Source organism: Bacillus sp. SRB3LM (assembly GCF_015712745.1).
GTDB classification, from domain to species: domain Bacteria; phylum Bacillota; class Bacilli; order Bacillales; family Bacillaceae_G; genus Bacillus_A; species Bacillus_A thuringiensis_K.
Map to the genome: position 1 here is coordinate 22258 of NZ_VWVQ01000002.1, position 20435 is coordinate 42692.

Sequence of the window (20435 nt, forward strand, 5' to 3'; positions counted from 1 at the left end):
ATGACAGAAAAATTTACGTTCTTTTGGAATGGACCATTTTCTCAATGGCATCAATCTATGTTTATGGAAAACGGACAAGTTTTTACGTGCGCCGAGCAATATATGATGTATCACAAAGCTATGTTAATGGGTGATATTAAAACTGCACAATTAATTATGGATGCTGGTTTTAACCCAAGAGAACATAAAGCATTAGGTCGCAAGGTAACACCATTTAATGCAGAGTTATGGAATGATAACTGCAAAGAAATTGTTTATCGTGCTAACTACCTGAAGTTCACACAAAATACTGAGCTTCTTGAAGTATTGAAATCAACAAAAGGGACAGAACTTGTTGAAGCAAGTCCATACGATAAGATTTGGGGAATTGGATTATTAGAGACAGATCCTCGTGCTCAAGATAAAAGCACATGGCAAGGAACAAATTGGTTGGGTGAGGTTATTACTCAATTACGTATTCATTTAATTGGAGAGTAGGCTAATAGCCTGCTTTCTCTACATTGTTCACTACAAGAAGGGTTGGCGTCCTTCAAACTGTTAATGTTTGTCTCATGAGAAGGGTGCGGTTAACTACGACGATCTACCTCCATACCGCACCTTTCTTGTAGTGAACAATGATTATGTACTTAGTTAATGAGTGGGCTATGCCTGCTCTTATTTTATTTGTAGAAGGGAGAGAATCATAAAATGAACGAATTACAAAACTTAGGATGGCGGCGACTGTTGTTAACCAAAGAAGAAAAGTTTCGAGTAGATTTAAAAACACTTGGTAAAGAAAAAGATAAAGTTCAGAAGGCAATTATTATCTTCGAAAACTTAACAAAACCTCGTTACGCTTTTCACTTATTAAAAAGGTCTTTACGTCCTTATATCTATAAAACATATTGGGCTATTACACCTAAGCGATTACGAGTTTGTAGAAGAGGGACAACTATTCAAGAATTCTTACCTTGGTTTAATAAAACCCATCTTTATAAAGACAGTACAGGTGTGATTAGTCGAGCATATGGTGGAGATCCCGCGTATGTATACTCTTGGAAGAAAGCCCATGAGATCATGACGAAGTATAAGAAAGAAGAAGAACAAAGACGTTTGCAATTTAAAATAGATATGTCTCTTAGAAGAATAGTTGGAGGGAAATAATATGAGCGAAGCTATGTTTACAGTAGAAGAAGTAAAGACAAAATGCCAGGAGAATAGTTGGTTGAAGATTGGTGGTTGTGATTTTGAAGACGACCCAATGATGGAACTTGACTATGATTACGGTCTTTATACTTGTTCAAGTCTTCAAGAATTAGAGCAGAAGATGAAACAGGGAAACTGGTCTATTCGTTCAGCTTTTGCATATGGTCGATTATTATTTGTAAATCAGGTGAATGGCGGAGACGAATGGTGGACATGCTATAAACATGAGGACGGTAGTATCGAAAATTTCGAATCTATTACCTTCAGAGGGTTTATTAATCAGGGCGAGTTTGAACAATTAATGGAAAGATTGCTACAGGGCCCCGATGCTTATTGGGGAAGAAACGAAGAAAAAGAGGGAGCTTAGTCCCTCTCAGTTACATTGTCTAACCAGCTTTCTATTGTCTGTTTGATGTGTTTTGAATGTCCTTTAAAACCATCTAGGATGTAGCTAATTAGCTGAGCTAATGTAATTTCGTTTGTTTCATAAGGATTTTCTTTTCTTATGTAAGTAAGAACTTTCTTAAGCTGGTCTTTTCTGTTGTCATCTAAGGTTTCTTCAACAAACCTAGTTACGTATTCGTTTACGATATCCGTATTTCTAACAGCAGCATCGAGCAAGATAGCTGTAGCTGTCGAAACTGTTGTATCTAATGCATATGCTAAATCAGCTAGATGATCATACGTTTCTTGTCTAAAACGCATTGTAATTCTTGTTGTTGATTTCGAATGTTTTCTAACTCGTTCAGACATTAATTCTCTATTACCCATATATAGAGTATCTTTAAATTTGTAACTTCTTCTGAACCTTTTGGACAAGTAATCAATTACTTTTTTAGAATACAAACCATGCGTACAAAATATTTCACCGACATCTTTCATTGGTGTGTTGGTAATGTAGGAGATTCGAGAAACGCAGTCATACAAACTGAGTTCAACAGTCGGCTTCACGTCCTTACGTTTGTCACTTCTTATCTTCCTCTCTTTTACTTTACTCATCCTATTTCACTCCTAAAATCGTATTTTAAGTTTGGGACACATTCTTTTTGTACTAGATATAAAAATCATATGTTGGGGGATGGGGAAGTAGTACAGCATGTATAATTTTTCTGCAAATGGGCATACTGAGGAATTAAGGAGGCGGTAACGATGGGCGTAAAAGTTAAAATATCTTCAGCTGAAGCAAAGAAAATTGCAAAAGGTTGCCTAAGCCAAAGTACGAAATATGGATTACCACGTAAAAAGAAATAGATATATTAAATATAGAAAAATAATTAAGTGGGGGTTTTTAGATGTATAGAATGTGGCGGGAATATGCTTCAAAACCTACTGATTTACCGACTGACGATTTATTAGAAGCGGTAAAAATGTCTATAAATTGTGAAGCTGATTTTTATATATACGGAAGAATGATAGCTAGTTGGATGGGCCTTAGTATGGAAGAGAATATTCGTCGATTAGATAAAGAAGGAATCGAAACATATGTTGTAGACGGAGATTATCGTTTCAAATACAAAGACCCTGAAAAAAATGTTAAGCGTATATTCTTTGAATTTATAAATATAGGTGACGGAAAAGGCGAAGTCCATTTGAACAGTTATCGTTCAAGAAAGGATCAGCCTTTTTATTCGTCTATTGAGGAAATTTATGAACTGTTAAAAGAGGACTGTCCTCACATTCATACACTAACTGTTGTAGATTTTTCAGGGGATAAGTATGAAGGTTCATACAAGCATGAATTAAGAAAAGCTATCTAAAAATAATGGACAAGTTCTCCCCTCACTATTGAGGGGTAATAGGGGGATTTTGAATCATTATTTTAGTAACATTTTGGAGGTTGGGTGGGTATAGATTAGATTTCACTACATTCTAGGGGAATCTACTTTAAAACACTTCAAGGGTGATTTCTTTAACATAGATAAGTCTACGAGTAAATGAATTATCAAGCGATCTTTTATTAGGTCGCTTTTTTGTTTGTGTTCACTTTTAGAAAATATATTTATTAATTCCAGAAATTACCCTTGAATTTATATAGATAACTGCTTATTTTACAACAGAGTTGAAATCAAGCAATAAAGAGTGAGTAGAGTATAGAAGAACATATATATGTGATTTATCTTCAACTAGATTTATATTGTTCTTCTCAAAATAATGGTGGGGGCTAACGCCCCTTCTCATTTTGAATAAAGGGTGATTTAGAATGGTTTCACTTAGTGAGTTAAAAATTACTCGTCCGAGACCTTATGTAAATACAGAACCGAGATATTTTGAGATGGAGTATATGAGTGAACCATATCTACCGTTTGAAACAACATATGTGAATCATAGTTTGCGTTCTCCGTACATGAGAGAATCAGACAATATAGTGGAGTATATGGCTATAGAAAGAGAAAATGAGCGCAGCAGGGATACTATGAATAGGCTCGTGGGACTACACCATGATTTTGTTCGTAATCACAGGATGCATCCGAATGCCATATTTCTTAATCGCGACGATCATTATCACGTAAGAAGATATAACGATTTCCAATACAACGGAATCGAAGAAACCTTTCAGGGTCTCAAAGTAATACCAACTATAGCAGATAGATCTTATGTAGGTATTATCAACCTTGAACATTGAGAAGGCTCCTTGAGTCTTCTGTTATTTTGTACTTAGAAAATGAGCTTCAATAAGTTGAATCTTTTTTTGTAAGTATAAAATTGAATAATTTCCTATCAAACACTTAATATGATGTGAACTCTAATTAGGAGGAATGATCATGAACGCAGAAGAGATTATGGAATCATTGAAAAAACAGATGGAAACCCATATAAATCAACTACTAGATCAGGGTGTTCGACCTCAAAATATTGAAATCGAATTACTGCATTTTGCTAGAAAATTGATTTATGTAGAAAGACATTAGATTGCTTAAACAAAAAAAGAGAGAGCGATTATTCACTCTCCTTTTTTTCTGCATCTAAACCTTTTCTAACTAATAACAGCATAGCGACAGTCCAATATCTAATATTATTTTTCTTTTGATATTCTTCGACTTCTGCTATTAATTCGTTGGGAACCCTAACGTCTTTTCTTGTGCTTCCACTATCGTTCATGGAGAACCTCCCGGTAAAATTCTACATAATATTACATTATTGTACTTGACTTGTACGTGACACGGACGTATCATGAATTAGAACTGTACGTGACTGACACGTATCACACCTGTACAAGTGTTTGGTATCTAAGAAATTATATCATCTCTTCAACAAAAATGACACAAGCGTGTCAAAAAAGGAGGAACAAATGTCTCTAGGACTAGAAAAACATCACACAGAGAATCAACAGTTCAGAAAAGAAAATGAAGTCTTATTAGGTGCAAAGCAAGCAAAACTCAGGGAAAGCTTCTTTGGTAGAGTTATCGTTATTGCCATATTCTTAATTGCTGTATATGGAATGACTATGGTAGTAGACCAAACACTTTTAAAGGGTACTAGTTATTACGTCAGCTTGTTATCGTCAATATCTTTATTGTATTTGTTATTCCGAGTTGTTTTATCTTTCTTCTACAAACCAGTGAAACAAGAACCACTGGAAGATTATAAGGTTTCTGTAATTATACCTAATTTTAATGAAGGAGTAGAATCAGTAAAAAAGAGTATTGATTGTCTTATAAATCAAGATTACCCAATACACGAAATTATTTTTATTGATGATGGAAGTGAAGACGATTCAGGATATCAAGAAGTACTTAGAATTAGTGAAGAGTTTAATTCTTATGCTGAAGTAGCAGCAACATTAGAGAATGGTGCTCAAGCATCAAATACTAGACACTTACCTAAAATAATTGCACACAAATTTGAGAAGAACCAAGGAAAGCGTGCAGCACAAACTTGGGGATTCAAAAAATCTACAGGCGACATTATCTTTATTGTGGATTCAGATGGTTATATTTATTCTGATGCATTAAGAGAACTGTTAAAACCTTTACGTGATCCTAAAGTTTCTTCTGTTGTAGGACATATCCTACCAAGAAACCAAAAGAACTCTATCATGACTAGACTACAGGATGTGTTATACACTAGCGCTTTCCGTATTGGTCGTGCAGCACAATCTGTAACAGGTACTGTACTTGTTTGTTCAGGTGCTTTAAGTGTTCATCGTAAGAAAATTATTATGGATAACTTAGATTTCTTTACTAGTGCTAAATTACTAGGAGTTGAAAATGAAGCAGGGGATGATCGCTGCTTAACAATGTTTGCTTTACAAGATGGATATAAAACTAAGTATCAAAGTACAGCACTTTGCGTAACAGATGTTCCTGAAAGAGCAAAGAATTTCTTTAAGCAACAAGTGAGATGGAATAAATCATTCTATGTTTATACTATCTACACATTAAAGTTCGCTTGGAAAAGACCAGCTATGCTATTTTGGACACTCGGAGAAGGTTTCATGTGGATCATTTTCGCGGGTACTAAAATATACGAATTGTTTAATGGAACAACTTTACCGATTTGGCTAGTGTTACTGTATTCGGCGGCATATTTAATTCTCGCTGCTATGCTAAGCGGTGCGTATTACATATTTAGAAATCCATTAGTATTTTTAATTACACCATTTTTATCATTAATTCATATGTTAATTCTTTTCCCTGTTAGAATTTATGCTTTATTAACACTTAAGAAAAGTGGCTGGGGAACTAGATAATAAAGGAGGAACAATAGTATGTCTATTCCAGCATTGGATACGTCAGCAACTATTTTAAATTCAGAATATACTAAATTATTAGAAAGAGTATCCACTAAACAGGCGATTACAACTGTAGTAGGACTTGGTTATGTAGGTCTACCAAATGTTTTATCAAAAGCAAAATCAGGTTTTAAGGTAATTGGTTTTGATGTAGACGCAAAAAAAGTAGAACAAATAAACAGAGGTATTAGTTACATTGGAGATGTACCAACTGATGAGTTAGCACCTTATGTTTTAAATGGTTCAATCATTGCAACTACAAATAGTGAAATTGCATTTTCTCATGCAGATGTTATTACTATTTGTGTTCCTACTCCGATTGATGAATTCAAACAACCAGACTTAAAGTACGTGGAATCTTCTATGGATTTCATTTTGGAAAATATTAAACCAGGTACACTAATTATGTTAGAAAGCACAACATACCCTGGTACTACGGAAGAGTACATTGTTCAGCCTTTAATCGAGAAGGGGTTTGAGGTTGGTAAAGATGTTTTCGTAGCGTATTCTCCAGAAAGAATCGACCCTTCAAATGGCGTATTTAATGTTGATAATACACCGCGCATCGTTGGCGGACATACTGATTCTTGCACTCATATCGCAAAACAATTTTTAGGACATAACACAACAGTTGTTTCTTCAACGAAAGTAGCAGAAATGGCTAAGGTTTATGAGAATACATTCCGCTACGTGAATATTGCTTTAGCTAATGAACTTGCTTTAATCTCTGATAAGATGAGTATTGATGCTTGGGAAGTTATCGATGCATCAAGTACAAAACCATTTGGGTTTATGCCATTTTATCCTTCAGCAGGTGTAGGTGGTCACTGTATACCAGTTGATCCATACTATCTTTCATATAAAGCGAAGCAATTCGATTACACAACAAAGCTCATAGACATTGCTGGTGAACTAGATAGCAAAATGAAGGAACACACTGTTAATAAGATGATTAAGATTTTGAATCAATCTGGTCAATCAATCAAGGATGCTAAGATTGCTATTCTTGGAGTAACATATAAAAAAGATGTAGATGACATGCGAGAATCTTCTATATATAAACTCCTACCTGTTCTTGAACAATATGGAGCAGATGTAACCTTGTTTGACCCGAATGTTCCTAAAATCGAAACGAAGTCAAAAACGTATGAGATTAATAATCTTGAATACGAGAAATTACAAGACTTCGATCTTGTATTTATTCTAACAGATCACTCAGCTTTTGATTTCCAACTGGTTGCTTCTCATTCTCGTGTTATTTTCGATACAAAGAATGCATGTAAGAAACAAGAAGTTAAAGGAGTGTACTACAAACTATAATGGATAAAAAAGAATTCCCTAAACTAGTAAGTATTCCCGATATTGTAAGTATTACAGAAAAAGAAAGACATGAAATTTGGAATCTCCATCGAAGAGAACCGAATTTTCCAAAGCCTTTGCAATTTGTAAACAATGGCAGAACACCTATCTTTTTCTTAGATGAAGTATTGCACTTCTTCAAGGATGCTCAATAAAGAAGAAGCCGGTTGGAATTCAATTCATATAATAATGTAGGCGAAGAGAAGAGGGGGAGCTACCTTCTTCTCTTTTGTTTTACGAATAAAAGGAGTGAGATTATGAAACCGACTCTACATGGTATAAATCAGTTAAGCAATGTTATTGTAACTAGGATTCCGTCAGATAAGATTAATGTAAATGCCCTTATCGAAACGTTTGAAAGTAATCAGGATAAAGCTACTCCTACGGATTGGCTACAGCAATATGATGAAATTTCTTCTATATATAAGATTTTATTTACAGAAGGTGAACTTCCACAAGAAATGATAGACAATACATCTCATGAAGTATTAGAGATGGCTTGTGAACACATTTCTCATGATCTTGAAGAACTCGTTCAAGAACCAACAATTACTAATGGTCGTGATTATTATTATGAATTTGGTAGAAGTTTAGGGGTGGAGGAACAAGCTTCGAAATTAAAAGAGCACTTACCTGAGGATTGTGATTTTATATGATTAATCATCTTGAAGCAGGATATTACAGAGATACACTTCGTTATTATTCCTATGTTAAAACTCAAACACATATAAATAAATTTGTTGAATACCCAAAAGACATTGTAGAACCCACTTATATTAGCTTGGGTGAGCAGATGTCTTTTTGTAATTACATACCAGAAGTATTAGAAAATCTAGCGAGCTCAACATGTTTAGATTATCCTAATGAAGATTTTGGCCGTTGTATCGGAAACATTCAATCAAATGTTCAAGATCATTGTCCAATTGAGGTGGCGGGTATTTTTCATTTTGGTTTACTGTTAGATCACCTTCATTTATTTACAGAAGCTGAGGAAGCTGAATTAAAGGTTCGAATAGATGACATGTTTCATAATCTAGGTGACGTATGTATGAGTTTTAAAGAATTTTACGAAACGTATTTTGCAAGTCAGTTTTTTGGGGGATATTCATCAAGGTATACACAATTTGAAAAACATATGGATTATACGTATATAATTTGGTGCGATTTTGAATTCCATACCACTGAAGAATTCGGACCTAGATTTATGGGAGCTTATTCAAAATTTGCTGAAGAATACTATGAATTCTATAAAGAGTTAGTAGATGAAATACAAAAAAGAAAGCAGGTGAACGCATGTTAAAGTTTCCTGTATTAGAAGCTAAACGAAATCTGTTCGTTCAAACTTTAATTAAAGCATATGACATTACAGATGATGGATTAATTCAATTCTTGAAACAATGCACCTCAGAAGAATGCGATTTATACATACACGAGTTGCAAGAGGCATTACCTTACATGTTCGATTTTGATTTTGATTGGATTGATGTACCTCATGAAGTTTCGGAAGACCATGCAGACGGATGGAACTATTTTATAGTTGGGGCTATACGTGTTCCTGCATTATTACCTTATGCGGATCAACCAGCTTTTATTGAATTCACTAGGAATATTGAAATACTTACAAATACAAGTTGCGGAAATTTAATTGAGTTTGTTTACCTACCAGATTCTAAAATTGCATCTAGTGATGATCCTGTTCATTCTACTTTTGCAAATCAGCCTGGTACTTTCATGATAGGCATGCAAGACAATGGAGGTCTTGATATAAACGAAACGATTGAATTTTTAACAGAACTTAGAGATGTTAACGACTCTATTATTTCATTAGTTGAAGGGAGAGAATTACCACATGATTAAAATTACAATTGGAGACGAAAAATTACCACTTGTCGAATACGAAAAAAATGGAACACAACGCGCATTCCATATAGACCACAATACACTATTTGAATTTGTACAGAAGAACTGCTACGAAACAAAAACAAATACTAAGAAGTTAGATATACCTGTTTTTGAAACACCTGCATTACCACCTGGAACTGTTAAATATATGGCTTTACCAGATGGAAAAATTGTTTTATTTATGGAGAAGAAAGAATTCAAACATAACTTAACATATCATTCAACAAAGTATAAGCAAATTCCATTCCCAAACTTATTGTTTGTTTTTGTATTTAGACCGAATGGAGATAAATATGTTCTTGAGAATAAGAGATGCTATGCATTCCGAGATAAAGTATTTCGTGACACAACTAAGTTATATCGTTTTCCTTTCTCACACGTACAAAAAGATGGAGAAATGTGTTTCTTCTTTTTAACAGAGATGCAGGACTTAGCCCAGATGTCTTCATTTATTCACAACTGGCTTTCTGCAGCGTTTACAGATCATTACTACAATTTAGAGACTAAAAATAAATGGGGTTGGCCTTTGCGACAAATCTTTAGTGAAACGCAGGGACAACCTCATTTTAATTATGACAAATTAATTGAAGAGGATTATACATCAGTGGACTTAGTTCAAAGGTTTGTTAATGTGTATTTCCCAGTTAAATAAACGGACAATATTAATTCACTAGGAAGAGGGTATTTATATGACAGAGAAAAAAGACTTATTCAATATTGATTTATCACAGAACGACTTCTTAGATCCAACAGAATCAAAAAAATTTGATGGCTTATTTCAAACGACAGCAGGTACAAATTTATTCGATGCTCCTAGTAGTAGTCCATTTGATAATGTAGCACAGACTGAAGCACCTGTAGTAGTTCAAGTGAAAGAAGAAGAGAAACCACCTGTAGTTCCAGCTAATAAGGAAGAAAAGAAACCAGCAGGTAAAGCAAAAGGAAAAGATAAGAAAAATACTAAACCAGCTGATAAAAAGAATATAAAAGTAGATACAACTTGGAATATCGCCTATGCTGCACAGCAATACAATCCACCAGAAAACGATATGACTTTAGAACAAGTTCGTGAATGGTTAGAACTAGACTATCCTGAGCTTTCTAAAGAACGTTGCCATATGGATGTTGATGCAGACAAAAAACTAATTGTGCCTATCGTAAAAGGCGCAAAGAATGGGTGATTAAATGAAAGCGCTAGAATTTTATCCAAGTAGAACAATGCATTTTGATATTGTACAAGTTGGTTGTGGAGGAAATGGGGGATATATAACGCAGCGATTAGCTAAGTTAATATCCTCTTTAACTAAGAATTCAAGCCACACAACTTTTGATTACACATTAGTTGATTTAGATAGAGTTGAAGAAAAGAACTTACAAAGACAACCATTCTTACCTAGAGATTTAGATAAGAATAAAGCGAAAGTGTTAGCAGAGAGATATGGAATGTCTTATCAATTTCCTATCTATCATCGTGAAGAATATGTAGAGTCAGTTGAAGAATTATCGAATTGTTTCCGATCTAACCAGGAGACATACGTTCTTGATTCTTCTCGTGTTTTGTTCCGTGTATTAATTGGCGCAGTTGATAATCATGCTTCGAGAAAAATTATGCACGAATACTTTATGAAAGATCCTAACATCATCTACATAGATTGTGGAGTTGATGGTGTATTACTTGAAGGCACAGATGAAGAAAAGATTCGTTCCGGATACGCAGGTCATTGCGTAGTGGGATTACATCATAACAACACAATGCTTGCACCGGTTGCGGGAGTTTATCCAGACATATTAGAAGATAGTGAAAGTCTCTTACCTTCACAAAGTTGCGGACAAAATATTGTTTCCCAGCCGCAAAGGATGCAATCAAATGAAATGGCTGCATTGATTACAATGGGATACCTAAATCAAATCTTTGCAGAAAGAAGATTATATCATCACTATACAAACTTTAACGCTCTTACTCATTCATCAAGAGCTACATTATTACCAGTTAGACCAACAACGGAAGGAGGTGCTAAAAATGTGTAAAAAGGTAACGTCAGTTATTTGTAAGCTTAGAAAAAAGCACAAAGTAGATTATTATTCTGATGTATGTATTACCTGTAAAAGAAAAGTAAGAAACCATTCTTAAGAGGGAGGGCTAACGCCCTTTCCCTTTTTAAATTAGTTAAACGAAAGAGTCCTTTTGCCGAAGGGCTTTTTCTTTTGTCTAATTTATTGCCGAAAAAACTATTGCCCTGTTATTGCATTTTTAGAAACAACTGCTTACGTTCATCTAAGTCAATCAGAACGTGAGAGGAGTAAGCAGATTATGAAACTAGTAAATTCAATTGAAAAACAAATCGATTCATATGAAAAGGAGAGAATACTAATGAACGTAAAAGAATTTGATCACTTATTAAAACGAGTAAACATCGAAGAGGATAATGCTGTTAAGCAACGCATGTTAACGGTTATTGAACAATACTTAAGTGCATTATCATCTAACACTGTAGTAGTACCAGATGTAGAAAAAACAGTAGCACCAGTTGAAACAGTTACAGAGGATGTTGTTCTGCCTGTAACAGAAGAAACAGTATTAGAAGCAGATAAAGAAGTAGTTCTAGATCAGAACGCGGCAGCTGCTCTGTACAGTCAACAAGTGGAGCAAGAAGCTAAAGAAGAGGATGCTAAATTAGCAGAACATCTTTTACATGAACAAGAGCAACAAGAAGAACAAGAAGCAGCTGTAAAATATGAAGCTGCAGATATGAACACTGAAGAAATTAAAACTGTTGAAAATACGGAAGACGAGGCTGAAGCAAGATTAGAAGAACCTGAGCAAGTAGAACTTCCAATCGATACACCAATCGAAGAACCAACGGTAAAAGTTGAACCTGTAACAGAAGAAGTAGTAGAAACACCAGTAGATGCAACAGAGTATGTAGAAGAGTTTGGTCTTATTTCTACAGCTAAAGAAGAAGAACATATGGCTCAAATCATTGAGCGTGGTGGTGTTATCTTCCGTGAAAAGCGTTCATTCATGTTAATGCTTTGCTTAGATGATGAAGTAGTTGCTATTGCTAAGACAATTAAGTTAGAGCAATTCCCAGAGCATGTACAGAAACATCTTAAGGGTGACGGATTCATTACTTGTGATGTAGTTTCATTTGGAGAAGTAACTAAGCGTTCTCGTGCTCGTTACACAAATGTTACATATAAAAACCTTCAATTATTAGAGAAGGATCACTGGGTTGTAAAGAACGTTACAAACCTTTTAGAAAAAGGAGAAGTTCCAGAACACGTTAAAGAAGCTGAAACTAAAGAAGTTGTGGCTGAAGAGAAACCTGTTCAAGTAGTAGAACCAACAACACAAGCAGAAGTGGAAGAAAAACCATTTATCGTATCTAGCTTTATGATTCACCCAAGCTTTGTTGCTACATTTGCAAATCAAAAAGAAGCTGTTATGGCTCAAAACTACGGAATTACTTCTGTAGATGGAATCGCTCGATTATTAACGCAAAATGCTAACGGTACAGTTGTAGTTGGTGTTGATGAGAAAACAGCTCTTAAACCAAACAACTACATGGCTAAAATCCTTGACTACACAATGAGAGAGCAAGATGGAAAAACATTTGTTCAATTTAAATTAGATGCTAGTGTTATTGAATCAACTGTGCAGCCGGCGCCAGTTGATCAAACACCTGCAGCAGAAACTCAAGTATCTGAACAAGCACCAGTAGAAGTAGTAGCTAAAGGAGAAGTCCCATCTGACTTCCCTTTAACAAATGAAATTGCATTACCATTACATCCAATGGCAGAATCTATGTTTAGTTTAGAAGCTGCTAAAGCAATGGTTGGACAAGTTGTTCACTTAGGATTATTCATTCGTCCAGAAGAACAATTGAAACGTGTTTCATTAATGTACGATGTATTTGAAATGGCGACAGCATCTAATACATTAACAAAAGAAACAATGCGTAATTCTAAATGGTTAGCTCGTATTACAGACGTTAACTTATTAGTGGATCAAGGAACTCAACGTAAATCATTATTCTTAGTCTTTGACCGATTAGAAGAAGTAACGGTATTCCCGTATGAAAAAGAAGGGGAAGCTCGTGAAGTAACAAGTTTCTTACCAATTAATGAAGAAGTATATGCTGAAAGACAACAAGAGTTAGCTAATGCACATGCAGCTGCAGCTGTTAAGACAGAAGTAGCTCCTGTAGTTGAAAATGCACCAGTAGTAAACGCACCACAGCAAGAAACGGTGTCTGCAGAAGCGTTAATGAATAAAGAATATAATCCTGCAGAAGCGAAACAATTGATTAATCCTACAGCAGGAACTAACTATACACAAGGATATCAAGAACTAGTTCAATCTCAAGCTAAAGATATGGCTGGAGCTGTTCAAGAAATCCGTAATCAAACACAAGTATTACCAACTTCTCGTCAAGAATTGACAGAAGCGGCGAATGGATTAGTTACAGGTGTTATCAATCAAACACTTAAAGAAACAGGCATCCATACACAAACTGAGCAAAAACAAACCGTTCAAGTAATGGGCAATTTACAAGACGGTGCAGGTAATTTAACTCAAACTGAAACAGTTATTCGATTTGCGACGGGCTATTCACCGCAATCTTGGGCACAATCCGTCGGCAAACGAATTGACCTCAAGAGTGAGTTGCAATTAGGAAACGGACCTGTAACAAACAAATTAGTATCAATGGTAGGTAAGAACGGAGCAGTTGTAGCACAAGGGCAAGTACCTATGACTGAAGCTCTATTGTTGGACGGCAACCAACACTCAGCAACTCTATTAGGCATTGAAGGAGCAACACAAGAGCAACATGGATATGTTATCTCTCTACGTTTAGGAGAGTTCAATAAAGTAGCTTAAGTTTAACCTTGAGCCAAATTTAGGAAGTGGTTAATTTAGTCGTGCATTCCAATCTATACGGAGGTGTACGACTATGGCCATTTCAGTTAAACAAAATCTTGTGGCTACAAGCAAATACCCAATCAAGTGTCCTTATTCTATGAAAGCAGAGTACATTACAGTGCATAACACTTACAATGATGCTCCTGCTAAGAACGAGGTAAATTACATGATCGGAAACAATAACGAGGTATCATTCCACTTCGCAGTAGATGATATTGAAGTTATTCAAGGTATTCCGGTTGATCGTAATGCTTGGCATTGTGGTGATGGTGGTGGTAACGGAAACCGAAAATCTATCGGTGTTGAAATCTGTTACTCATTATCTGGTGGTGCAAGATACACTAAAGCTGAAGCTTTAGCAATTAAATTCGTTGCTCAGTTACTAAGAGAGCGCGGATGGGGAATTGATCGTGTTCGTACTCATAAGAGTTGGACAGAGATTGGTGTTAAAAACGGTAGTTCTAGAGCAGTTAAGAATTGTCCGCACCGTATCTTAGACGAAGGACGTTGGAATAGTTTCTTAGCAGCAGTACAAGCTGAACTTAATGGTTCAACTGTAACGCCGCCAGTAACTCCACCACCTTCTACAGATGGTATTGGTGTTGTTGAGATTCTTGTTGCAGAATTAAACGTTCGTGAATCTGCTAGCTTTGATTCAAGAGTTGTTAAAACTGTGAAGAAAGGCGAAACATACCAGACTTGGGGATTATCTAACGGCATGTACAACGTTGGAGGAAACCAATGGGTATCAGCAGGACCTGCTTATGTTAAGTTTACACCTGCAGGAGGTTCTTCTAATGGAACACCTGAAGACTTAGCAGGAAAACGTAATCCAATCGGAAAAATCACAACTACTGCAAACTTAAACGTCCGTACTAAACCTTCGACAGACGGAGATATTATTCGTACTATCTCTAGTGGCGACACATGGAACATCTACGAGATTAGTGGCGGATGGGCGAGAGTGCATGATGGTTGGGTTTCTCTATCTTATGCGAACCTAACAAGATATTAATTCCCGAAAAGGTAGGCACATTATGTGTCTGCTTTTTTATTTGTAAAAAAAACTTTTAAAAATTTTAAAAAAGGTATTGACTTTCTTTACTCATAGGGTTGAATTAGTAATCTAGTAATTGCATTCAACGTTTTTTCAATAGATATTAGGATGGTCTTCGCTGTGAGGAGGAAGACCCTAGTGATGATTCACTAGTATTAAGGGAGTGGTAGGAGCCCTTAATTTACCTATGAGAATAAAGGGAGGCAATATATATGAAATTATCATTACATCGTGCATTAGCAGAGTTAAAAATGTTAAACAAACGTATTCTTTCTTCTATTAATGAAAAGAAATACGTAACATACCAAATTGGTGAAGAAAAACCAAAAGGGTATCAATCAACAAAAGAATTTGAGGAACTTGCATTAGCTGGTTATCAGTCTGTAACGGACTTAATTAAGCGCCGCAACGAAATCAAATCAAAGCTAATCTTGGCGAACGCAACGACGAAAGTGAGTATTGCTGGTGTTGAAATGACAATTGCAGAAGCGATTGATCAACAAGAATTCATCGAATATAAGCAATCACTTCTTAATGAATTAAAACGTCAATTAGCTGTAGTCAATCAGAAGATGGAAATCGAAAAGCAACAAATGGAGAATCGCTTAGATAAGCGTTTAGAAGCAGACCTTGGTTCTAAAGATCGTAAGAATCACGCTGCAGAAGTTGAAGAAATCACTGAAAACTTCTTAAAGCGTTACAATCCAAAAGTGGTTGATCCAATCGAAATCCGTAAAGAGATTGAGACACTTGAAACTGAAATCAATGCATTCTTGATTGAAGTAGACTCAGTTAAGTCAGAGGCGAATGCCACTACTTTCATTGAGATTTCTGCTTAATCTATAACTAATATTGCTACTTACACGGAACGTTAAAACGTGTATACGTCTTGCCGGGGGACGTTAAATTCCCAGCTCCAACATTTATGACCAAGATATGGGCGTACTTACATACAGAATATTCGTATAGGACGAATTAAAATTTGATTAAGAAATAATCAAAACAGGTAAGAAAAGCTCAAAGCTCAAGGTTTAAAGTGTAAGGATTAGGGTTCAAAGTTCTTATTTTCTAAAGTTTAAAACACAAAGATGAACGATTATAAAAACCCTAGATGACAGTAAAATGGTCTTTATGCACACCTTCAATCACTGCTAGGCTGTGTAGGTAGCAATTAATTAAAGTAAATGTTGACAAATAAAAAAGAAGTGCTTATGTTGTTAAAACAAAATCACAGTATAAGTACTTATGTTATTAAATATTATTATTCTGGCGTAGCACAGTGGTAGTGCGCTCGGCTGTTAACCGAAAGGTCGTAGGTTCGAATCCTACCGTCAGAGCCAAATTATGCGGACGTGGTGGAATTGGCAGACACGCTAGACTTAGGATCTAGTGCTTCGGCGTGAGAGTTCGAGTCTCTCCGTCCGTATCTAATATGGAGGGTTACTCTAATTGGTAAGAGAACAGTCTTGAAAACTGTCGTAGGGTAAAACCGATGGGGGTTCGAGTCCCTCACCCTCCGCCATATTATGCGCTTTTGGTCTAATGGCTATGATTTCTGACTTCCAATCAGACGGTGCGAGTTCGATTCTCGCAAGGCGCTTATATACGGATCTTTAGCTCAGTTGGTCAGAGCAGACGGCTCATAACCGTCCGGTCGTAGGTTCGAGTCCTACAAGTTCCATTTTCCTTACAAGGTAACCACTCCTTAGTAAGTGGGATAATCCCCTGAGGTGATTTACTAGTTCAGCCTTGAGACTCATGAACTAGTTTCTACCTATATTATAGCTGGCGGGAGGTTGGCAATCTCACTTGGGCTCATAACCCTTGAAAATCTGGTTCGATTCCAGAGCGTAGCAACCGTAATTAGAATCCGGCATCCATGTCTCATTTCAATCACTCCTTTATTTTATTTTTGTGTTACTGAATCCCCATTCGGTATTTACTTTCGCTAATGGGTGTCGGATTGTAATTATATCTTTCGTGGCGTGTTCGACAAGCGGCCTAAGTCATCGGACTTTCTATCCGATATTCAGGGGTTCGAATCCCCTACACGCTACCATTTATATCATGTTAGACTCGGGAAGGTCCAAGCCGTCTCTTGGTTTAGAGAAAATGATTCTCTGATTTTCCTTTCTAGCACCATACCGAAGTAAGTTCAAATGTCAGACTCAAGGACTAAACCTTAATTGGTCTCCGTGGCGTGCGGGTTCAAATCCTGCCTTCGGTTTCATGGCTCTTTAGCTCAGTTGGTTAGAGCGTTCCCCTCATAAGGGAGAGGTCGATTGTTCGAGTCAATCAAGAGCCATTAATTATATTGGGAATTAGCCAAGCGGTAAGGCAAGGGACTTTGACTCTCTGATGCGGTAGTTCGAATCTATCATTCCCAGCCAATTATATTATGGGTTTTAAAGCAAGAAGAGGTTGGTGCACTGAATGGCCACAGAATTCCTAGGTTCGAATCCTAGTAAAACCCGTCTTTATTATCCGGATGTAGCTCAGCTTGGTAGAGCACTTGCTTTGGGAGCAAGGGGTCGCATGTTCGAATCGTGTCATCCGGACTTTGTTTATGTTTAGGTATTTCACTTTGCCCCTATGGTGTAACAGGATAGCACATGAACCTTCTAAGTTTAGAGTCCAGGTTCGAATCCTGGTAGGGGCGTTAGAACTTTTATAAGTTTCTAATACATCCAAAAGGAGTTTGATATTATTGACAAACCTTTATGATTTAGTGCTAGAGTATGATCGAGAAACGAAAGTAATTACAAAGCGAATTGAGATTCCTTGGCGCTATGATTATGATTTCAATCAAGGCCAACAAGACTGGCAAATGCCTTCTTACCCTGAAACAGCCTATGATGAGTATGCTAATCAATTCGTACCTCATGTACGATTAGGTGCAAGCTATACAAATCTTTCGGGGAATAAATTGCAACGCGGTACTTACCAAGGAGATTTATCTTCAATTCAAGTAGGTGACTTGATCACTCAAGAGATGCTAGATGGACACTACTTAGTTGGTGGAACTGGCGCTCGTAGCCAAGACTATGATAAGGATAAAACGCAAGCAGCTTTATATGGTGTAACTGGAACTCAGTTTAATCTTGTACGTTACTTAGCTAGCGCACGATTCTACTGGCACGCTACAGATCAACACGCAGAAGATGCATTTGCAAAAGGTCTTATCACAGAAGAAGATAAGATCAATATCTTGTCTGTACATAAATCAATGTATCATTAATATCAAACAGGGGCTTATGCCCCTCTATAATGGAGCTGTAGAACAGTTGGAGTGTTCGTCTGCCTGTCACGTAGAAGGTCGCGGGTTCGAGTCCCGTCAGCTCCGCCACAAAATTTTATAAGGAGACTATCTTATGTTCAACGATTTCAGTACAGGTCAGAAAGGTAACGTTGGGTTAGGAATGGCTATCGCTTATTTTAGTAAACTAGGGTACACTGTAGCACTTCCATTAACAGATACTCAAGCTTATGACTTGATAGTTGATATGAATGGAGAGCTTAAGAAAGTCCAAGTTAAATTTACCACCCGAACCATACCAAATGGAAACTACTATGTAGACATGAGGTTAAGAGGACATGTAAATGCAGAAGGAAAATACTATCAAAAAGAAATGGATAAGACTCAGATAGATTATGTTTATATCTGTACGGCTGCATTTTCTGAGTATTTATTTCCTGCAAATGCTATAACTTCTCAAACAATGGCTTTGGGCGATAAATGGAAGGATTATAAAATTAGTTAATATTATGGCCCGGAAGTTCAAAGGGTGAATACCTAGTGTTTAGACTAGGTGGGTTTTCGGTTCAATTCCGAATGCGGGCCCCATTTATATCTCAGGCCATTTTGAGCCATATGCCGGCATAGCACAATTGGTAGCGCAACTGACTTGTAATCAGTAGGTTGGGGGTTCGAGTCCCTCTGTCGGCATCTGCTGTGCGTCTCCCCTTAAAAGAAGTGTCCCTTCGGAGGCGTACAGTTAACAGGACACACATTGTTTTTAAGTTCCTCAGCGAACAGAGTAGAAGTATTCCGATGCTCTACTCACATTATTTTTCACACACATGTATGACACCAACGAGGGCTAACGCCCTCAACCTTTTTGGGTCGATAGCGAAGTGGTTAAACGCAGCGGACTGTAAATCCGCCCTCTCAGAGTTCGATGGTTCGAATCCATCTCGGCCCACCACATAGGAGTATAGTTTAAAGGTAAAACAGAGGTCTCCAAAACCTCCGTTGTGGGTTCGATTCCTACTGCTCCTGCCAATTATATATGAAGGTGAACTGGAAATTGGAGACTGACTGGTAAAGAGCAGAGACCGTGGGGTCAATTCCCCACCACCTTCACCAGAATTATATTAGAGGTGATATTAGTTGAAGTCATTCTTTAACAACTTAATCCCTAGAGTTTATAAGACTAGAAATACAACAACTATTTACTGGTTAGGATATGAACTAGTTCTAGGTAACTAATGCAACCATAATACTACAGAGAGGTACCCAAGTGGCTTAAGGGGCTCCCCTGCTAAGGGAGTAGGCGGTAAAACGTGCGCGAGTTCGAATCTCGTCCTCTCTGCCATATAATAATAATTCTCTCCCTCAAATCACATTTAAATTTGTTACGAAACGTGTTTATCTCTACACTTAAAAAGGGATACGAAGAACCGCTAAATGTAGCGGTTTTTTTGTTTTAAATAAGGAGCCTTTTCTTGTAGAAAAAAACTACTTGAGAAGGCTCTTTTTGTCTTGATTTTTAATTTTTAAGTGCTTACGTTCTGGAAGGAGTTATTTAATTGATCAATTTATCAACAATTCATGAAAGCAACTTAACTGCATTTCATCGAAATCATTTTATTTTAGCAGTAACAGACTTAAAGGATACTTCTATTTTCAAAGACCATGACTTTACTAACGATAATCATATTTCAATCGAAACGTGTAGGCGTCTCTTCCCGAATGCTAGTGAAAAAACTGTCGCGAGTCTGCTATTAACAGCTTTGCAGATGAAGATAGAGCAGGGAGAAACGCACTTTTTATTTGTCTTCAATGATGACAATAAAGAAGAGTCTCTTGATGTGATTAATGGTTTAGTTCATATCTTTGAACTTACTCCAACCTCCGATGAACAGAAAGCGTATTTTGATTTCTTAAAAACGTATGCACTGAATTGGACACACATTCTGATTGCTGAAGAGCAACGCCTAAATAAGATTGGATCAACAAAACAACACTGATTTTTAGTAAGAGGGAGAGGGTCTAA

The 20435-nt window shown here is 36.6% G+C and carries 21 protein-coding genes and 17 tRNA genes; 36 read left to right on the top strand and 2 right to left on the bottom strand.

Features of this window, described 5'->3' with window-relative positions:
- The 3 genes from F3I02_RS00140 (at window position 1) to F3I02_RS00150 (ending at window position 1552) form a co-directional block, all read left to right on the top strand.
- Window positions 1–477, top strand: coding sequence for a riboflavin biosynthesis intermediates N-glycosidase (locus F3I02_RS00140; protein ID WP_196477264.1), 477 nt, complete (start codon window positions 1–3; stop codon window positions 475–477).
- 210 nt (window positions 478–687) lie between these two features.
- On the top strand, window positions 688–1143 hold the full coding sequence (locus F3I02_RS00145; protein WP_196477265.1) for a hypothetical protein: 456 nt from the start codon (window positions 688–690) through the stop codon (window positions 1141–1143).
- A gap of 1 nt (window position 1144) precedes the next feature.
- A complete protein-coding gene (locus F3I02_RS00150) occupies window positions 1145–1552 on the top strand; it encodes a hypothetical protein (RefSeq protein WP_196477266.1) in 408 nt (135 codons plus the stop codon).
- Here the strand turns inward: F3I02_RS00150 and F3I02_RS00155 are convergent.
- The gene (locus F3I02_RS00155; protein ID WP_196477267.1) at window positions 1549–2184 is read right to left on the bottom strand and encodes a hypothetical protein; all 636 of its coding nucleotides are present in this window, start codon (window positions 2182–2184) and stop codon (window positions 1549–1551) included. The genes F3I02_RS00150 and F3I02_RS00155 overlap by 4 nt on opposite strands.
- Window positions 2185–2477: 293 nt before the next feature.
- On the opposite strand from F3I02_RS00155, the gene F3I02_RS00160 reads away from it, so the two are divergent.
- Complete coding sequence (locus F3I02_RS00160; protein WP_196477268.1) at window positions 2478–2942, top strand: hypothetical protein; 465 nt, start codon at window positions 2478–2480, stop codon at window positions 2940–2942.
- Window positions 2943–3947: 1005 nt separating this feature from the next.
- Entirely contained in the window at window positions 3948–4094 is a 147-nt protein-coding gene (locus F3I02_RS00165) for a hypothetical protein (RefSeq protein WP_196477269.1), read from the top strand.
- Between the two features lie 28 nt (window positions 4095–4122).
- Here the strand turns inward: F3I02_RS00165 and F3I02_RS00170 are convergent, their stop codons facing one another.
- Entirely contained in the window at window positions 4123–4284 is a 162-nt protein-coding gene (locus F3I02_RS00170; RefSeq protein WP_196477270.1) for a hypothetical protein, read from the bottom strand.
- Window positions 4285–4474: 190 nt separating this feature from the next.
- Here F3I02_RS00170 and F3I02_RS00175 point away from each other — a divergent pair, with 190 nt between their 5' ends.
- From F3I02_RS00175 to F3I02_RS00325, 31 genes are all read left to right on the top strand, one after another.
- Window positions 4475–5875: a glycosyltransferase gene (locus F3I02_RS00175; RefSeq protein ID WP_196477271.1), complete on the top strand. Its 1401-nt coding sequence runs from the start codon at window positions 4475–4477 to the stop codon at window positions 5873–5875.
- Between the two features lie 18 nt (window positions 5876–5893).
- Window positions 5894–7237, top strand: coding sequence for a nucleotide sugar dehydrogenase (locus tag F3I02_RS00180; protein WP_196477272.1), 1344 nt, complete (start codon window positions 5894–5896; stop codon window positions 7235–7237).
- Window positions 7238–7533: 296 nt separating this feature from the next.
- Window positions 7534–7932 (top strand): hypothetical protein, encoded by a 399-nt coding sequence (locus tag F3I02_RS00185; RefSeq protein ID WP_196477273.1) that lies wholly within the window; start codon window positions 7534–7536, stop codon window positions 7930–7932.
- A complete protein-coding gene (locus F3I02_RS00190) occupies window positions 7929–8576 on the top strand; it encodes a hypothetical protein (RefSeq protein WP_196477274.1) in 648 nt (215 codons plus the stop codon). Before F3I02_RS00185 ends, F3I02_RS00190 begins: the two co-directional genes overlap by 4 nt.
- Window positions 8570–9133, top strand: a complete 564-nt coding sequence (locus tag F3I02_RS00195; RefSeq protein WP_196477275.1) for a hypothetical protein — start codon at window positions 8570–8572, stop codon at window positions 9131–9133. The genes F3I02_RS00190 and F3I02_RS00195 overlap by 7 nt, the downstream gene beginning before the upstream one ends.
- Window positions 9126–9830, top strand: a complete 705-nt coding sequence (locus tag F3I02_RS00200) for a hypothetical protein (protein WP_196477276.1) — start codon at window positions 9126–9128, stop codon at window positions 9828–9830. Before F3I02_RS00195 ends, F3I02_RS00200 begins: the two co-directional genes overlap by 8 nt.
- Before the next feature lie 37 nt (window positions 9831–9867).
- A complete protein-coding gene (locus F3I02_RS00205; RefSeq protein ID WP_196477277.1) occupies window positions 9868–10359 on the top strand; it encodes a hypothetical protein in 492 nt (163 codons plus the stop codon).
- Window positions 10360–10363: 4 nt separating this feature from the next.
- Entirely contained in the window at window positions 10364–11206 is an 843-nt protein-coding gene (locus F3I02_RS00210) for a ThiF family adenylyltransferase (protein WP_196477278.1), read from the top strand.
- Window positions 11207–11489: 283 nt separating this feature from the next.
- Window positions 11490–14060, top strand: coding sequence for a hypothetical protein (locus F3I02_RS00215; protein WP_196477279.1), 2571 nt, complete (start codon window positions 11490–11492; stop codon window positions 14058–14060).
- A 73-nt stretch (window positions 14061–14133) separates the two neighbouring features.
- Window positions 14134–15117 (top strand): N-acetylmuramoyl-L-alanine amidase, encoded by a 984-nt coding sequence (locus F3I02_RS00220; RefSeq protein ID WP_196477280.1) that lies wholly within the window; start codon window positions 14134–14136, stop codon window positions 15115–15117.
- A 254-nt stretch (window positions 15118–15371) separates the two neighbouring features.
- Window positions 15372–15998, top strand: a complete 627-nt coding sequence (locus F3I02_RS00225; RefSeq protein ID WP_196477281.1) for a hypothetical protein — start codon at window positions 15372–15374, stop codon at window positions 15996–15998.
- A 426-nt stretch (window positions 15999–16424) separates the two neighbouring features.
- A tRNA-Asn gene (locus F3I02_RS00230) sits at window positions 16425–16499 on the top strand.
- Between the two features lie 6 nt (window positions 16500–16505).
- A tRNA-Leu gene (locus F3I02_RS00235) sits at window positions 16506–16585 on the top strand.
- 8 nt (window positions 16586–16593) lie between these two features.
- Window positions 16594–16681, top strand: a tRNA-Ser gene (locus F3I02_RS00240).
- A gap of 6 nt (window positions 16682–16687) precedes the next feature.
- Window positions 16688–16759: transfer RNA gene (locus F3I02_RS00245), tRNA-Gly, on the top strand.
- A 7-nt stretch (window positions 16760–16766) separates the two neighbouring features.
- A tRNA-Ile gene (locus F3I02_RS00250) sits at window positions 16767–16840 on the top strand.
- Between the two features lie 301 nt (window positions 16841–17141).
- Window positions 17142–17218 (top strand) — tRNA-Glu (locus F3I02_RS00255).
- 84 nt (window positions 17219–17302) lie between these two features.
- A tRNA-OTHER gene (locus F3I02_RS00260) sits at window positions 17303–17386 on the top strand.
- 4 nt (window positions 17387–17390) lie between these two features.
- Window positions 17391–17464 (top strand) — tRNA-Met (locus tag F3I02_RS00265).
- A gap of 10 nt (window positions 17465–17474) precedes the next feature.
- Window positions 17475–17549, top strand: a tRNA-Gln gene (locus F3I02_RS00270).
- A gap of 94 nt (window positions 17550–17643) precedes the next feature.
- Window positions 17644–17717: transfer RNA gene (locus tag F3I02_RS00275), tRNA-Pro, on the top strand.
- 28 nt (window positions 17718–17745) lie between these two features.
- Window positions 17746–17818, top strand: a tRNA-Arg gene (locus tag F3I02_RS00280).
- Window positions 17819–17866: 48 nt separating this feature from the next.
- Window positions 17867–18397, top strand: a complete 531-nt coding sequence (locus F3I02_RS00285; RefSeq protein ID WP_196477282.1) for a hypothetical protein — start codon at window positions 17867–17869, stop codon at window positions 18395–18397.
- A gap of 31 nt (window positions 18398–18428) precedes the next feature.
- Window positions 18429–18505, top strand: a tRNA-Asp gene (locus F3I02_RS00290).
- A gap of 25 nt (window positions 18506–18530) precedes the next feature.
- Window positions 18531–18920, top strand: a complete 390-nt coding sequence (locus F3I02_RS00295) for a group I intron-associated PD-(D/E)XK endonuclease (protein WP_196477283.1) — start codon at window positions 18531–18533, stop codon at window positions 18918–18920.
- Between the two features lie 112 nt (window positions 18921–19032).
- Window positions 19033–19105 (top strand) — tRNA-Thr (locus F3I02_RS00300).
- A 174-nt stretch (window positions 19106–19279) separates the two neighbouring features.
- Window positions 19280–19364: transfer RNA gene (locus F3I02_RS00305), tRNA-Tyr, on the top strand.
- Window positions 19365–19367: 3 nt separating this feature from the next.
- Window positions 19368–19441, top strand: a tRNA-Trp gene (locus tag F3I02_RS00310).
- 9 nt (window positions 19442–19450) lie between these two features.
- Window positions 19451–19525: transfer RNA gene (locus tag F3I02_RS00315), tRNA-Phe, on the top strand.
- A gap of 140 nt (window positions 19526–19665) precedes the next feature.
- Window positions 19666–19754, top strand: a tRNA-Ser gene (locus F3I02_RS00320).
- 214 nt (window positions 19755–19968) lie between these two features.
- On the top strand, window positions 19969–20409 hold the full coding sequence (locus tag F3I02_RS00325; RefSeq protein WP_098265092.1) for a hypothetical protein: 441 nt from the start codon (window positions 19969–19971) through the stop codon (window positions 20407–20409).
- Window positions 20410–20435: the final 26 nt, after the last annotated feature.

What these genes read in the sequence shown, in the direction of transcription:
- F3I02_RS00145 (WP_196477265.1), top strand. Translation starts at nt 688, where the DNA reads ATGAACGAATTACAAAACTTAGGATGGCGGCGACTGTTGTTAACCAAA.
- F3I02_RS00210 (WP_196477278.1), top strand. Translation starts at nt 10,364, where the DNA reads ATGAAAGCGCTAGAATTTTATCCAAGTAGAACAATGCATTTTGATATT.
- F3I02_RS00195 (WP_196477275.1), top strand. Translation starts at nt 8,570, where the DNA reads ATGTTAAAGTTTCCTGTATTAGAAGCTAAACGAAATCTGTTCGTTCAA.
- F3I02_RS00140 (WP_196477264.1), top strand. Translation starts at nt 1, where the DNA reads ATGACAGAAAAATTTACGTTCTTTTGGAATGGACCATTTTCTCAATGG.
- F3I02_RS00185 (WP_196477273.1), top strand. Translation starts at nt 7,534, where the DNA reads ATGAAACCGACTCTACATGGTATAAATCAGTTAAGCAATGTTATTGTA.
- F3I02_RS00150 (WP_196477266.1), top strand. Translation starts at nt 1,145, where the DNA reads ATGAGCGAAGCTATGTTTACAGTAGAAGAAGTAAAGACAAAATGCCAG.
- F3I02_RS00155 (WP_196477267.1), bottom strand. Translation starts at nt 2,184, where the DNA reads ATGAGTAAAGTAAAAGAGAGGAAGATAAGAAGTGACAAACGTAAGGAC.
- F3I02_RS00180 (WP_196477272.1), top strand. Translation starts at nt 5,894, where the DNA reads ATGTCTATTCCAGCATTGGATACGTCAGCAACTATTTTAAATTCAGAA.
- F3I02_RS00190 (WP_196477274.1), top strand. Translation starts at nt 7,929, where the DNA reads ATGATTAATCATCTTGAAGCAGGATATTACAGAGATACACTTCGTTAT.
- F3I02_RS00200 (WP_196477276.1), top strand. Translation starts at nt 9,126, where the DNA reads ATGATTAAAATTACAATTGGAGACGAAAAATTACCACTTGTCGAATAC.
- F3I02_RS00220 (WP_196477280.1), top strand. Translation starts at nt 14,134, where the DNA reads ATGGCCATTTCAGTTAAACAAAATCTTGTGGCTACAAGCAAATACCCA.
- F3I02_RS00160 (WP_196477268.1), top strand. Translation starts at nt 2,478, where the DNA reads ATGTATAGAATGTGGCGGGAATATGCTTCAAAACCTACTGATTTACCG.
- F3I02_RS00165 (WP_196477269.1), top strand. Translation starts at nt 3,948, where the DNA reads ATGAACGCAGAAGAGATTATGGAATCATTGAAAAAACAGATGGAAACC.
- F3I02_RS00175 (WP_196477271.1), top strand. Translation starts at nt 4,475, where the DNA reads ATGTCTCTAGGACTAGAAAAACATCACACAGAGAATCAACAGTTCAGA.
- F3I02_RS00215 (WP_196477279.1), top strand. Translation starts at nt 11,490, where the DNA reads ATGAAACTAGTAAATTCAATTGAAAAACAAATCGATTCATATGAAAAG.
- F3I02_RS00170 (WP_196477270.1), bottom strand. Translation starts at nt 4,284, where the DNA reads ATGAACGATAGTGGAAGCACAAGAAAAGACGTTAGGGTTCCCAACGAA.
- F3I02_RS00295 (WP_196477283.1), top strand. Translation starts at nt 18,531, where the DNA reads ATGTTCAACGATTTCAGTACAGGTCAGAAAGGTAACGTTGGGTTAGGA.
- F3I02_RS00205 (WP_196477277.1), top strand. Translation starts at nt 9,868, where the DNA reads ATGACAGAGAAAAAAGACTTATTCAATATTGATTTATCACAGAACGAC.
- F3I02_RS00225 (WP_196477281.1), top strand. Translation starts at nt 15,372, where the DNA reads ATGAAATTATCATTACATCGTGCATTAGCAGAGTTAAAAATGTTAAAC.